Origin of the sequence: Actinosynnema sp. NPDC023587, from assembly GCF_040640215.1 — a bacterium.
Lineage (GTDB): Bacteria > Actinomycetota > Actinomycetes > Mycobacteriales > Pseudonocardiaceae > Actinosynnema.
Window position 1 is genome coordinate 154,146 of the sequence record NZ_JBFABG010000010.1, and the last position, 12,971, is coordinate 167,116.

Consider the following 12,971-nt stretch of genomic DNA (forward strand, 5'->3'; position numbering starts at 1 on the left):
CCTCGGGTCAGATGTAGAGGGTGTTGGGCGGCAGGCCGCACAGCACCCGGCCGTAGAGCTCGGCGTTGGTGTCCGGGTGCATCAGCGCGTGCAGGTTGACCGCCTCCACGTCGCGGTGGATGCGCTGCATCGGCACGTCGCTGTAGATCGAGGAGCCGCCGCTGGCCGTGTGGAAGATGTCCACGGCCTCCTTGGCGCGCTTGCACACCGCGCCCAGGTCCGCCCGTGCCAGGGCCCGCTCCCCGATCGACCACGGCGTCCCGGTGGCGGCCTTGGCGTCCACCAGGTCCGCCAACCGGTGCGCGTGGAACTGCGCCTCGTCGACCTTCATCGTCGCCTCCGCGACCTGGAGGTGCGTCAACGGCGCGTCGCGCTGGTTCTCGTAGTCGGTGTAGGTGATCTTGCGACCGGGCAGGCGCTCGAAGAACGCCTCCTGCGCGGCCTTCGCCAGCCCCACCACGGTACCGACCGACGACGCGGCGGCGACGGGCAGCAGGGGAGCGCGGTAGATCGCGCTGCCCGCGTTGGCCGTCGACGCGTTGTTCCCCTGCACCACCGCGCCCAGCGGCAGCACGCGTTCCCGCGGCACGAAGACGTTGTCCGCCACGGTGCTGACGCTGCCGGTGCCCTTGAGGCCCGCCGTGTGCCAGTCGTCCACGATCGTCAGGTCGGACATCGGCACCAGCGCGATGATCGGGGCCGGCTCGCCGTCGGGGTCGAGCAGGATCGCGATGACCTCCTGCCACCGGCTGTGCCACGCCCCGGTGATGAAGCCCCACCTGCCGTTGACGACGACGCCGCCGTCGGCGGGGACGGCCGTCGCGGTCGGGCTCAGCGTGCCGCAGACGCGCGAGTCCGGCTCCGCGAAGACCTCGTCCTGCACCTCGTCCGGGAACAGCCCGGCCATCCACGTCGGAATCCAGTAGACCGAAGCGGTCCACGCCGCCGAGCCGTCCGCGCGGCCCAGCTCGGTCGCCACCTCGACCAGGGTGCGCGTGTCGGCCTCGTACCCGCCGTAGCGGTGGGGGGTCCGCAGCCGGAAGACACCGGCGTCGGCCAGGGCGTCCACGGACTTCTCGTGCAGCCTCCGGTTCTCCTCCGACCAGGCGGCGTTCTCGCGGAGCAGCGGGACCACGTCCGCCGCGCGGCCGACGAGGTCCTCCCTCGTCGGTATCTCGCTGGTCAACACCATTTCCTCCCTGGAGAGCTCAGACGGGGGACTGCGGCCGTTCCGGCGCTCGCCGCCCGAAGGACCACCCGACCTTCCCACCCGCGTCGTGCCCGCCGCATCTCGCTGGTTGCGGAGATCGGCCCGGCCCACCGGGGTCAGCTCCAGCGCAGTTGGAGTTCGTCGATCGACCAGATCATGGTCGCCCGCTCCCACGGGGCTTTCGCCAACTCGTAGTCGGGGACCAGCCGGTGCCACTCCTGGAGCAGCAACGACATCTCCTGGCGGGCCAGGTGCGCGCCGAGGCAGGTGTGCCGGCCCGCGCCGAAGGACACGTGCCGCGCGCCCCGCCGGTCCAGGTCGACCTCCGTCGCCCGCGGGTAGGCCCGCTCGTCGCGCCCGGCCGACGCCAGCGAGAAGACCGCGACGTCCCCGGCGCGCACCGGGCACCCCCGGAACTCGGTGTCGCGGGTCGCCCTCCGGGTCGGCGTGGCGATGGGGTAGACCCGGAGGCTCTCCTCGACCATGCCCGGGACCAGGGACGGGTCGCGGACCAGCCGACGCCGGTCCTCCGGGTGCGTGGCCAGGTGGAACACCGTCCACGTGAGCTGGCTGGCGGTCGTCTCCAGCGCCGCGCCCAGCACCGTCATCAGGCAGTTCACCAGGTCTTCGTCGGACGGCGGCGCACCGTCGACCTCCCAGCGGGCCGCCGCCGCGACGATGTCGTTCCGCGACGGGTCGGGGTGCGCGCGGGTCCGCGCGAGCAGCTCGCCGAAGTAGGCGGTCATCTCGGCGGCGGCCCGCCGCTGCGCCCGCAGCGCCTCGTCGGGGTCGTCGCCCCGGAAGTGCAGGCCGTCGGTCCACTCCAGGAACCGCCCGACGTCCTCCCGGGCCACCCCCATGATCGGCAGGAAGGCGGCGGAGGTGAACACCTTGGCCACGTCGGTCAGGAAGTCGCACTGGCCGCGCGGTCGCACGCCGTCCACGACGGACTCGGCGAGCCGGCGCTGGTCCTCCCGCATCGCGCGCACCCGGCCGGGGGTGAACCACGCCGCCAGCAGTCGCCGCCACGTCGTGTGCGAGTCGCCGTCCAACTGGATCGGCACCATCACCCGGTCGGGTTCGGGTTCGAACGGGAACACGACCGAGCTGGACCAGAGGTCGGCCTGTTTGAGCCCTTCCGCCACGGCGTCGTGGTCGGTGAACACCCGGTAGCCCTGGGCGTCGTGGGTGTGCAGGGCGGGGCGCGCGTGCGCGCGGTGCTCGTCCATCTCCTGGAAAGCGGTCAGGGCGGGTGCCGGCGGGCGCAAGGTCGTGTAGTCGCGGATCGGGCAGGTGGTCTGTTCCGGAGCCTCCACGTGACGTCTCCTCTGTTCGCTCCCCTGGGATCGACGCTAAGCCGGCCACCACCGGGTCGGCATACGCGATCGTGTGGTTTGGAAACGGTCCTGCACCGTTTCGGAGTAGTCGGGGAGTAGCGATCAGCCCAGGTCGGTCGGCGATTCCAGGCGGGTCCCGATCGCGGTGAGGAAGCGGGAGGCGTCGGCACCGTCGATCACCCGGTGGTCGAAGGACAGGGCGAGGGTGACGACGTGGCGCAGCGCGAGCCGGCCCTGGTGGGCCCAGGGGCGTTCGGCGATCCGCCCGACGGCCAGGATGACCGTTTCGCCCGGGACCAGGATCGGCGTGCCCGCGTCGGTGCCGAACACCCCGGCGTTGCTGATGGTCAGGGTGCCGCCGACGAACTCGGCGGGGTCCGTCGTGCCCTCGCGGGCCCGCTCCACCAGACCGGTGAGCGCGCGGGCCAGGTCGGGTGCCGACAGGGTGTGCGCGTCCTTGACGTTGGGCACCACCAGGCCGCGATCCGTCGCGACCCCGATCCCCAGGTTCACCCGGCGTTTCAGCACGACGTCGCCGGTCCGGTCGTCCCAGGACGCGTTGACCCCGGGGTGGTCCGCCACGGCCCCGACCACGGCCCGCGCCACGAACAGCAGCGGTGACACCCGGACGTCCGCGTACTCGGGCCGCTGCCGGAACTCCCGGACCGCCTCCACGGTGGGCGTCACGTCGACCTGCGACCACGTCGTCACGTGCGGCGCGGTGAACGCGGACCGCACCATCGCCGCCGCCGTCCGGGCGCGCACTCCCGTGACGTGCACCCGTTCCTCGTCCGCCGCCTCCTCGACCCGCACGGCCTTGCGCCGCCGTCGCACGGGCGGCCGGGACTCCTTCGCGCCGTAGCCCACCAGGAGCGGGTCGCCGCCGACGTCGACGGTCAGCAGCGGCGCGCCGACGTCGACCGCCGCACCCGCCTCGTGCAGCACCTCGACCACGGTCCCCGCGAACGGCGACGGCAGCTCCACCAGCGCCTTCGCCGTCTCGACCTCGACCACCACCTGGTCCACGGCGACCACGTCGCCCGGGGCGACCCGCCACGCCACCACCACGGCCTCGGTCAGACCCTCGCCGACGTCCGGGAGCCGGAACTGCCTGCGCTCACCCACCTGTCACCACCGGAAGCTTCGGTCGACCGCGTCCAGGACCCGGTCGAGATCGGGTAGGTAGTGCTCCTCCAGGCGGGACGGGGGGTAGGGCACCGCGAACCCCCCGACCCGCAGCACGGGCGCGGCCAGCGCGCCGAAGCACCGCTCGGTGACGCGGGCCGCCAGCTCGGCCCCGTACCCGCCGAACACCGGGGCCTCGTGCACGACCACGCACCGGCCCGTGGACCGGACCGCCGCGACCACCGTCTCCTCGTCCAACGGGTTGAGCGACCGCAGGTCCACGACCTGGATCGACCGCTCCGCGTCCGCCTCGGCGGCCAGCAGGCACGTCGCCACGCTCGGGCCGTAGGTCAGCAGGGTCACGTCGGTGCCGTCGCGCACCACGGCCGCCCGGTCGATTCCCGGGTCCACCGGGCCGCCCAGCGACACCGGGCCCTTGTCCCAGTAGCGCCGCTTGGGCTCGAAGAACACCACCGGGTCCGGGCAGTCGACGGCGCGCCGGACCATGGCGTACGCGTCGGCCGGGTTGGCGCAGGTGACCACCCGCAGCCCGCCGGTGTGCGTGAAGTACGCCTCGGGCGACTCGCCGTGGTGCTCGGCCGCGCCGATGCCGCCGCCGTACGGGATGCGGATCACCACCGGCAGTTCCAACCGCCCGCGCGAGCGGGAGCGCATCTTGGCCAGTTGCGTGGTGATCTGGCTGAACGCCGGGAAGACGAACCCGTCGAACTGGATCTCGCACACGGGCCGGAACCCGCGCAGCGCCAACCCGATCGCGGTGCCGACGATCCCGGACTCGCCCAGCGGGGTGTCCACCACCCGCTCCGGGCCGAACTCGCGTTGCAGGCCGTCGGTCACCCGGAAGACGCCGCCGAGCGCGCCGACGTCCTCGCCCATCACCAGCACCGACGGGTCGTCGGCCAGCGCTTGGCGCAGTCCCTCGTTGATGGCCTTGCCCAGGGCGATCGCGCTCACCGCTCGTCCTCGAACGCGTCGAGGTAGGCCAGGTGGTCGGCGCGCTCGGCGGCGACGACCGGGTGCGCGGCGGCGTAGGTGTGGTCCCAGATGGTTTCCACGGCCGGGTCGGGCAGCGCGATCACCCGGCGGCGGAGGTCGGCCGCGATGTCGGCGGCCTCGGCGTCGACGGCGTCGAAGAACGCCCGGTCGGCGAGCCGGCTGCGGGACAGGTGCGCGCGCACGCGGGCGATCGGGTCCTTGCGCCGCCACTGCTCGACCTCGCCGGCCGACCGGTAGCGGGTCGGGTCGTCGGTCGTGGTGTGGCCGCCCATCCGGTAGGTGAACGCCTCCACGAGGGTCGGCCCGCCGCCCGCGCGCGCCCGGTCCATCGCCTTCCTGGTCACCGCGAGGCAGGCCAGCACGTCGTTGCCGTCGACCCGCACGCCCGGGAAGCCGAAACCGTCCGCGCGGCGGTGCAACGGGATCGTGGACTGGGTGCGCACGTGCTCGGAGATCGCGTACTGGTTGTTCTGGCAGAAGAACACGACCGGCGCGTGCTGCGCGCTCGCCCACACGAACGCCTCGTTCACGTCACCCTGGCTCATCGCGCCGTCGCCGAAGTACGCGATGACCGCGTCGGTCCCGCTGTCCCGGTCGACGCCCATGGCGTACCCGGTGGCGTGCAGCGCGTGCGCGCCGATGACGATGCTGTAGAGGTGGAAGTTGTGCCGTCGCGGGTCCCAGCCCATGTGGTAGACGCCCCGGAAGTGGCCCAGCACCTCGGTCATGTCGACTCCGCGACACCACGCGACACCGTGTTCGCGGTAGGTGGGGAACGCCATGTCGCCCGGCGCGAGCGCCCGGCCGGAGCCGACCTGGGCCGCCTCCTGCCCCGCGAGCGACGCCCACACCGCCAGTTCGCCCTGCCGGGCCAGGGCCAGCGCCTGCGTGTCGATCCGGCGCACCACCACCATGTCCCGGTACAGGTCGGCGATCGCGGAACCGGTGATGGACAGCGGGAAGTCCGGGTGCTCGACGCGCAGGCCGCCGGGTGTGAGCAACTGGACCGGGTCGGGCTCGTCGCGCGGGGCGGGCCGGGGCCGGGTGGCGGAGCGCTCGGTGGCGGGGACGGAGGTCATCGGAAAACTCCACTTCGGTCGCCGAGCCGCCGGGCGCTCGGGCGGGCTGTGCCGGCCCGGCACCGGGGAAGCGGCCGGGGCACCTCCGGCGTCGCGGGCGTTCCCGCGAGCCGGGGGAGGGTGGTCAGGCCGGCGCGAACAGGTCGCGCAGCGCTTCGGCGAGGTCCGCGCCGCCCGGTTCCCGGACGCGTTCCTCCGGTCCGGTCAGCAGGTGGTCCACGACCCGCCGGACGGTCGCCTCCAGCTCCGCGCGCACCGCGTCGTCCACGGCGGGCAGGCGGGAGCGCAACCGGCGCAGCTCGGCTTCCACCACGGCGGTGGCGTGCGCGCGCAGCGCCGCGACCTCCGGTGCCCTGTCGACGGTGGCGGTCACGGCGCACCGCCGCGCGCCACCGCCGGGCGGGGCACGGCGTCGGGTCCGCCGTCGAGCGCGGGTTCGTCCACGGTGCCGCGCCTCCTCTGCCGTGCGGGCTCCGGCCGACCCCCGGGAGGCCGTCCGCCCGTACGGCGGGCGACCTCCCGGTCCGATCGGGATCAGGTGTTGACGGGGCTGTTCTGGTAGGTGGCCAGACGCCACTCGCCGTCCTGCCTGACGGCCACCCAGGACGCGCGGATCGCGCGCTCGGGGGTGACCTCGGTGTCGCCCGGCGCGACGACGCCGCCCTGGGTCACCAGGATGCCGAGGTCCGCGCCGAACAGGCGCAGGTCGAGCGGGGTGCCGGTGACCGTGGTGCCCCGGTAGGGCCCCTCGTACGCGGTGGCCAGGAACTCGCGGATCTCCTCGCGGCCCCGGCGGTACAGGCCGGGCAGGATCATGACGCCGTCGTCGGTGAACAGGTCGGCGACGGCCGCCGCGTCGTGCGCCGCCCAACCGGCGATCATGCGCTGCGGCAGCGCCGCGATGGCGGCCTGGTCGGCGTCGGTCGGCCCGGCGTGCGCCGCGCCCCGCTCCGAGGTGGTCCGGTCCGGCGTGCCCTGCTCCGGCGTGGTCCGGTCTGGCGTGGTCCGGTTGGTGGTGGTCTGGTCGGACGTGGTCATCTCGCTCCTCCGTACGTCTTCAGGTGGGCGCTCCCGCGAGGCGCGCCGGTCGGGCAGCGCGCCCCCCGTGGACCCTTGCGCCCGCGACGGGGGTGTCGCACCTTCCCGCGTGCTCGATCAGTCCCGCACCAACCGCGCCACGCCGCGCCGCCCGGCGGTCTCGCCGTCCGGTGACGGCGCGCCGTAGGTCACGTCCACGCCGCGATCGCGCAGCGCCCGGACGATGCCGGGCATCGCGCGCTCGGCCAGCGCGGCGATGGTGAGCGCGGGGTTCACGGTCACCGCGCCCGGCACGGCCGACCCGTCGGTGACGAAGATGCCGGGGTGGCCGCGCAGCTCGTGCCGGTCGTCCAGGGCGGAGGTCGCCGGGTCGTCGCCGATGCGGCAGGACGCCAGCGGGTGCACGGTGTACGCGCCCACCACGTCGTTGGTCCACGGCATGACCTCCGCGAGCCCGTCGCGCTCCAGGATGTCCTTGACCGCCGCGTCGGACCGCCGCCAGCCCGACAGCGTGTTCTCGGTCGGCCGGTAGGAGATGGGTCCGCGCCCCAACATCTGCTGGGAGATGCGCACGGCGTTGCCGGTGGGCGGCGGGGTGCCGAAGACACCCTCGTTGTCGTCCTCGGTCATCGCGAAGATGGTCAGCCACGACTGCCACCGCTCGACGATCTTCTTCTTCTCCGTGCCGAACCACGACGGCCCGGCCGCGCCCGGGACCTGCGCCAGGATGGTGCCGAACCCCGGCGGGAAGTAGAGCTGCTCCAGGCAGAACCGGGAGAACTCGGGCAGGTCGGGGTCGAGGTTGTCCCAGCTCGCCACGCACGGGCCCTTGCCGATCTGGTTGGCGGCGTAGGCCAGGTCGTCCTCGCGGGTCAGGCCGAGCAGGTCGCGCGCCCGGTCCTCGTCGATGATCGCGGTGTTGAGGCGCTCGCCGTTGCCGGAGAAGTACCGGCCCACCGCGTGCGGCAGCGCCCCCAGGGTCTCCTCCGAGCGCTGGAGGATCACCGGGGTCGCACCCGCGCCCGCCGCCAGGATGACGACCTTGGCGTCGATCTCGCCGCTGCCCACGCTCATCCGGTAGTCCACGTCGTGGATGACGTTGTAGCTGACCCGGTAGCCGCCGTCGGCGGTGCGCGCCAACCGCTGCACCTCGTGCAGGGGCCTGATCCGCGCACCGTGCGCGACGGCCGCCGGCAGGTAGTTGAGCAGCAGGGACCGCTTGGCGTCGAACCGGCAGCCGGACATCATCCAGTTGCAGTTGGTGCACAGCTCGGTGTCGATCGCGACCGGGACGGGGTTGGCGGTGCGCCCCGCGTGGTCGCACGCCGCCGCGAACAGCCCTCCCGAGTAGGTCACCTCGTCCCAGCCCTGCCGGGTGACCGGCAACGCCTCGCACACCCGGTCGTACCAGGGGTCGAGGGTGTCCCGGGTGACCGCCGCGGGCCACATCCGGCGGCCGAGGCCGCCCTGCCGGTCGAACACGAACCTCGGCGCGCGCGGCATCGCGGCGAAGTAGACGACGCTGCCGCCGCCCACGCAGTTGCCGCCGAGCAGGCTCATGCCGTCGCCGACGACGAAGTCGAAGATCCTGGTGTAGGAGGAGCCGAGCAGGAAGTCGTGCTCGAAGTCCTCGCCCTCCAGCCACGGACCCCGCTCCAGCACGACGACCTTCGCCCCGCCGGCGGCGAGGTGGTAGGCGGCGATCGCGCCGCCGAAGCCGCTGCCGACGATCAGCACGTCGGTGCTCTCGGTGCTCGTCATCGAAACCCCCTCGTCAGGCCGGGTCGCCGGACGGCGTGGTGCCCGGGTGCGTCCGGGCCAGCGGCCTGCCGTAGGAGTAGGAGGGGAACCGCCACAGGCGGTCGGCGTCCGGTTCGGCGAACCGCATCGCGCGCAACCCGGGGTGGCCCGCCGCCATCGCCTCCACGGTGTGCAGGTGCGCGCCCGTGTCGAACGCCATGTTGCTGAACAGCGCGAGCGCGACCCAGCCGTCCTTCTCGGGGTGGCCGGGCGCGACGAGCTCCGCGACGAGACCGGTGCGGAGCGCGAACGGCAGGGCGACGAAGGGCGGCACGCCGTCGTCCAGCGCGCACCCCTCCCGGGCGGCGTAGTCCCGGGCGTGGCCGTTGAGCATGGCGGTCAGGTTGTCCAGCCCGTCCACGACACCGGCCGCGGGTGTCTCCAACAATGCGATCGCGCCCGCTTCCACGGCCCCGGCGGTGTCCGCCGCCCCCGCGACGGCCCGATCCTCCGGTGACCGCTTCACGCCCGGGACAATGGTGTCCGCGAACGCCTCCAGCGTCATGGTGCGGACGGTGCGATCCGGTGCGGTGTCCGATTGCACGACAGGTCCTCTCTCCGGGCGACAATGGTGTCGGGCGTCGCCGGGGGCCTCGACCGGCGGGGCCCCTTAATGTGCGGCGGTGGCCACCCGGGCGTTCGTCCCATGGTCTCCCCGGAGATGTGGTCGGCGCTTCTCCGAGTGTGCCGTGATGTGCCGGACCGGTTCCGGTGCGGGCCCCCGAAGGAGCTGCGGGGCCGGTGTGGACGCACCCGGAAGCACCACCGGGCTGCCGCCGAGAGGGTTAAGGGGGGTGCTCGGAAAATGTGCCCGCACGGCTGCCGCGAGATCAGCTAAAGGTTCCTCGGGGGCCGCCATATCGACCGTTCCGGTTCGTTCTAAACATCCTCGGAAGAGATCCCGGCGAAAACTGCCCGGCCGATCTTGGAACCGCAGGTGGGGGGCGGTGTGCACAGCTTGCGCAGGTCGTCGCGGCCCTGGTAGCTTGCGATTAAGTGCGATTCACAGGCCTGGGGGCAGCGCTGAGGACCGGTACGCGACGGCGGACCGGCCCGGGTGACCGGAATACCCGGCGGTGCCGCGGATCGATTTGTCGGTTTCGGTACGTCTCTGTGAAATCTCTGCGAATGGGGTTCGTCTTGTGGTGCAGGTTATTGAACGTGCGGTAGGCCAAGTCATCGACTTCATGCACGAGAACATCGGCGAACAATTCACGATAGACGATATGGCGCGGACCGCGAACTACAGCAAGTTCCATTTCTCCCGTGCTTTCCTGCGGGTGACCGGAGTTTCTCCGGGACGGTTCCTCGCGGCCATTCGCCTGCAAGAGGCGAAGCGGCTGCTGGTGGCGACCTCACTGACCGTGACGGATATCAGTCACCGGGTCGGCTACACCAGCGTCGGCACTTTCAGCTCGCGCTTCCGGAGCACGGTCGGGGTGTCGCCGACGACATTCCGGCAATCCGGCGGGTTCACCCGGCACATCCCGATGGCCCGGCGCGCCGTGGACGCGCGCACGGCCGTCGTGCAGGGTGAGATCACCGCGCCGGCCGGCCCGCCGGGGCTGCTGTTCATCGGCCTGTTCCCGGACGGGATTCCGCAGGGGTCGCCGATCCGGTGCACCGTGCTGCGCCGGCCCGGCTCCTACCTGCTCACCTGCGTGCCGCCCGGCACGTGGCACCTGCTGGCCCAGTCGGTGGCGCTGGGGCACGAGTCGATGCTGGGGGCCGGTCCCTTCGCGCACGACCTGGCGCTGTCCGTGGCCTCGCACGGCCCGATCACCGTGCGGCCCGGCCAACCGGTCCGCGACGCGGACCTCACCCTGCGCCCGATCTGCCACCTGGACCCACCGGTCCTGTTGGCGCTGCTGGACGTGCGCACGCACGCCCTCGGCGCGAGCGCCAACGCGGGTGGCTGACCGCACGGCGGGTGCGCGGCGCGCGGGGTCGTCCTCCGGAGACGGGAGGGCGGCCCCGCGCGTCACGGCGTCGCCGCTCAGCCGACGGGGTGCACGGTGACCGACAGGCCGCCGCGAATCCGCAGCGACAGCATCGGCTCGGGCACCACCGGTCGGCCGGGCACGGACCGCAGGTCCAGTTCGCGGGTGATCATCGCGAGCGTGAAGACCGCCTCCATCACCCCGAGGTGGTTGCCCACGCAGAACCGCGGCCCGGCCCCGAACGGCAGGTAGGCGTAGCGCGGCCGGTCGTGCGTGGCCGCCGGGCCGAACCGCTCGGGGTCGAACCGGTCCGGGCGGTCCCAGAACGCCGGGTGCCGGTGCAGGGTGTACGGGCAGATCAGCACGTCCGCGCCGGCGGGCACGAACCACCCGCCCACCTCGTCGTCGGCCTGCGCCGCCCGGGGCAGTATCCACACCGGCGGGTACAGCCGCACCACCTCGTCGACCACCATGGCGGTGTAGCGCAGCGCGTGCAGGTCCTCGAAGACCGGCGCGCGGTCGCCCAGCACGGCCCGCGCCTCCGCGCGGACCCGCTCCCGCACCTCGGGGTGCCGGTCGAGCAGGTGGAACGCCCAGCCGAGCGTGCTGGCCGTGGTCTCGTGCCCGGCCAGCATCAGCGTCACCAGCTCGTCGTGCAGCCGGCGGTCGCCGACCGCGCCGTCCCGCTCCTCGGCCACCGACGCCAGCACGCGGGAGAGCACGTCGTCGCCGTCCGCGCCGCCGTGCTCGACCCGCCGGGCCGCGAGCTCGTCCACGACCCGGCGCAGCTCCCGGCGCGCCTTGCGGAACCGGAGCTGGTGGGGGAGCGGCACCCACATGGGCACCGCGCTCATCGTCACCATCTCGAACATCGCCTGGTCCTGCACCGCCTCGAAGGAACGCCCGATGTGCTCGAACCGGGACAGGTCCTCGGACAGCAGGGTCCGCCCCAGCACGTCGAGGGTGAGGCCGGTCACCTCCTCGGTCAGGTTGACCGGCGGGCCGCCGATCCCGGCCCGCAGCCGGTCGACGAGGCGGCCCGCCGACTCGGCCACCGCGCCGGCCTGCCGGGCGATCCGCTTGTGCTGGAACGCCGGCTGGGTGGCCTTGCGCTGCTTGCGCCACAGCTCGCCCTCGCTGGTGAGCAGCCCGTCGCCGATCGCGCGGCGGGCGTGCACCAGGCCGATCCCCTTGTGGTAGTCGGCCGCGTTGTCCGCGAGCACGTGCTTGGCGTGCTCGGGGTGGTTGAAGAAGTACAGCGTCTTGGGCCCGATGGCCATCCGGACGGCGTCGCCGTACCGCTCGGCCGCCGAGGTCATCAAGGTCAGCCGGTCCCCGGCGAGTTGCCTGAGCAGGCCCAGGGTCGCCCTGCGCGGTGGTCCCGGCGGTGTGCGCCGGACGTGGGCCGTGGTGGACGTCATGTCCGCACGACCTCGCTCCCCTTCGGCACGCCGTTGCCCGATACGTCCACAGTGGACGGTCCGGCCGCCGGCACCTCGCCGGCCGGTGCCGCCTGCTGCTGCTCGCGTTCGAGCCGGGCGCGCTCCACGACGTGCAGCGCCCACAGGAAACCACCGCGGCACAGGCACACGATCGCCGTGGCGAAGAAGATCCCGTACGGGATGCTCATGCCCATCAGCACGCCGTACACCGCCGCCACCCCGCCGCCGAACGCGATCTGCGACGCCGGGCGGGACGGGCTGGTGCCCGGGTCGGTCACCATGTAGTTGGTGAACAGCACGAACGCGACACCGGTCATCATGCCCAGCCCGGCCGGGATCGAGACGTCGAGCAGCACGCCGCGGATCACCGCCTGGAGCGCGAACCCGACCAGCCAGGCCATGATCAGCCACAGCCGGCCGGTCAGCATCCCGTTGAGCATGGTGCCCGCGACCACGATGATCACCGGGATCAGCCAGTCGACGACCGTGCCGACGTTCTCGGTGAAGTGGTAGGGCGGTGCGATGGACGCCCACGGGAACACCAGCAGGATCACCACGATGCCGAAGTTCGACGGGTTCATGAAGTGCCGCAGCCGGCCCCGGACCGGGACGCGCAGCACCCACTTCGCGCCGACCGCGACGGTGACGCCGAAGATCATCGCCCACACGTTGTCGTTGACGTAGATGAGCATGTTCATGGCGAGGCTGGTGATGTGCGCGGGGAAGAGGAACTCCGCCAGGCCCCGGAACCCGTTGCCCGCGAACCTCGGCGCGCGGCCGTCCTGCCGCGCGGAGACCGTCTCCAGCCCGATCTCCACGGCGTAGCCGGTGGCCAGCGCGATGAACGGCCACAGCCACGGCTGCTCGAAGCCCAGGACCGTGTAGCCCAGGACGTTGAAGACGGTGATGGAGATCGCGAAGCGCCGGAGCGCGGTGACGACCTTCGGGTCGTGGCGCGGCGGGCTCGGTGTCGTCTCGGCCAT

At 72.9% G+C, this 12,971-nt stretch carries 12 protein-coding genes; 1 reads left to right on the top strand and 11 read right to left on the bottom strand.

Annotated features, from left to right (window positions below; all coding sequences use genetic code 11):
* Nucleotides 1-7: 7 nt before the first annotated feature.
* The 9 genes from AB0G01_RS24905 to AB0G01_RS24945 all read right to left on the bottom strand — a co-directional run bounded on the left by AB0G01_RS24905 (nt 8) and on the right by AB0G01_RS24945 (nt 9,111).
* On the bottom strand, nt 8-1,192 hold the full coding sequence (locus AB0G01_RS24905; protein ID WP_360949430.1) for an acyl-CoA dehydrogenase family protein: 1,185 nt from the start codon (nt 1,190-1,192) through the stop codon (nt 8-10).
* Nucleotides 1,193-1,326: 134 nt separating this feature from the next.
* Nucleotides 1,327-2,526 carry a cytochrome P450 gene (locus AB0G01_RS24910; RefSeq protein WP_360949432.1) on the bottom strand — a complete coding sequence of 400 codons (1,200 nt, stop codon included), beginning with the start codon at nt 2,524-2,526 and terminating at the stop codon, nt 1,327-1,329.
* A 123-nt stretch (nt 2,527-2,649) separates the two neighbouring features.
* Entirely contained in the window at nt 2,650-3,672 is a 1,023-nt protein-coding gene (locus tag AB0G01_RS24915) for a dihydrolipoamide acetyltransferase family protein (protein WP_360949434.1), read from the bottom strand.
* 3 nt (nt 3,673-3,675) lie between these two features.
* Nucleotides 3,676-4,647, bottom strand: a complete 972-nt coding sequence (locus AB0G01_RS24920) for an alpha-ketoacid dehydrogenase subunit beta (RefSeq protein ID WP_360949436.1) — start codon at nt 4,645-4,647, stop codon at nt 3,676-3,678.
* A complete protein-coding gene (locus AB0G01_RS24925) occupies nt 4,644-5,768 on the bottom strand; it encodes a thiamine pyrophosphate-dependent dehydrogenase E1 component subunit alpha (protein WP_360949438.1) in 1,125 nt (374 codons plus the stop codon). The genes AB0G01_RS24920 and AB0G01_RS24925 overlap by 4 nt, the downstream gene beginning before the upstream one ends.
* Nucleotides 5,769-5,892: 124 nt before the next feature.
* Entirely contained in the window at nt 5,893-6,141 is a 249-nt protein-coding gene (locus tag AB0G01_RS24930; protein WP_360949440.1) for a hypothetical protein, read from the bottom strand.
* A 161-nt stretch (nt 6,142-6,302) separates the two neighbouring features.
* Nucleotides 6,303-6,806 carry an SgcJ/EcaC family oxidoreductase gene (locus tag AB0G01_RS24935; RefSeq protein WP_360949442.1) on the bottom strand — a complete coding sequence of 168 codons (504 nt, stop codon included), beginning with the start codon at nt 6,804-6,806 and terminating at the stop codon, nt 6,303-6,305.
* A 117-nt stretch (nt 6,807-6,923) separates the two neighbouring features.
* Complete coding sequence (locus AB0G01_RS24940; protein ID WP_360949444.1) at nt 6,924-8,567, bottom strand: GMC family oxidoreductase; 1,644 nt, start codon at nt 8,565-8,567, stop codon at nt 6,924-6,926.
* 13 nt (nt 8,568-8,580) lie between these two features.
* A complete protein-coding gene (locus tag AB0G01_RS24945) occupies nt 8,581-9,111 on the bottom strand; it encodes a DUF5987 family protein (RefSeq protein ID WP_360949734.1) in 531 nt (176 codons plus the stop codon).
* Between the two features lie 571 nt (nt 9,112-9,682).
* Between AB0G01_RS24945 and AB0G01_RS24950 the strand changes: the two genes are divergently transcribed.
* On the top strand, nt 9,683-10,525 hold the full coding sequence (locus AB0G01_RS24950; RefSeq protein WP_360949446.1) for an AraC family transcriptional regulator: 843 nt from the start codon (nt 9,683-9,685) through the stop codon (nt 10,523-10,525).
* Between the two features lie 77 nt (nt 10,526-10,602).
* On the opposite strand, the gene AB0G01_RS24955 is transcribed toward AB0G01_RS24950, so the two are convergent.
* Together AB0G01_RS24955 and AB0G01_RS24960 are read right to left on the bottom strand one after the other, a co-directional pair.
* Nucleotides 10,603-11,967, bottom strand: coding sequence for a cytochrome P450 (locus AB0G01_RS24955; protein WP_360949448.1), 1,365 nt, complete (start codon nt 11,965-11,967; stop codon nt 10,603-10,605).
* On the bottom strand, nt 11,964-12,971 hold the full coding sequence (locus AB0G01_RS24960; protein ID WP_360949450.1) for an enediyne biosynthesis protein: 1,008 nt from the start codon (nt 12,969-12,971) through the stop codon (nt 11,964-11,966). Before AB0G01_RS24960 ends, AB0G01_RS24955 begins: the two co-directional genes overlap by 4 nt.

Bases quoted from the DNA above. Each gene is read 5' to 3' on its own strand.
- AB0G01_RS24905 (WP_360949430.1), bottom strand. From the start codon at position 1,192: ATGGTGTTGACCAGCGAGATACCGACGAGGGAGGACCTCGTCGGCCGC.
- AB0G01_RS24925 (WP_360949438.1), bottom strand. From the start codon at position 5,768: ATGACCTCCGTCCCCGCCACCGAGCGCTCCGCCACCCGGCCCCGGCCC.
- AB0G01_RS24935 (WP_360949442.1), bottom strand. From the start codon at position 6,806: ATGACCACGTCCGACCAGACCACCACCAACCGGACCACGCCAGACCGG.
- AB0G01_RS24940 (WP_360949444.1), bottom strand. From the start codon at position 8,567: ATGACGAGCACCGAGAGCACCGACGTGCTGATCGTCGGCAGCGGCTTC.
- AB0G01_RS24945 (WP_360949734.1), bottom strand. From the start codon at position 9,111: ATGACGCTGGAGGCGTTCGCGGACACCATTGTCCCGGGCGTGAAGCGG.
- AB0G01_RS24955 (WP_360949448.1), bottom strand. From the start codon at position 11,967: ATGACGTCCACCACGGCCCACGTCCGGCGCACACCGCCGGGACCACCG.
- AB0G01_RS24960 (WP_360949450.1), bottom strand. From the start codon at position 12,971: ATGGCCGAGACGACACCGAGCCCGCCGCGCCACGACCCGAAGGTCGTC.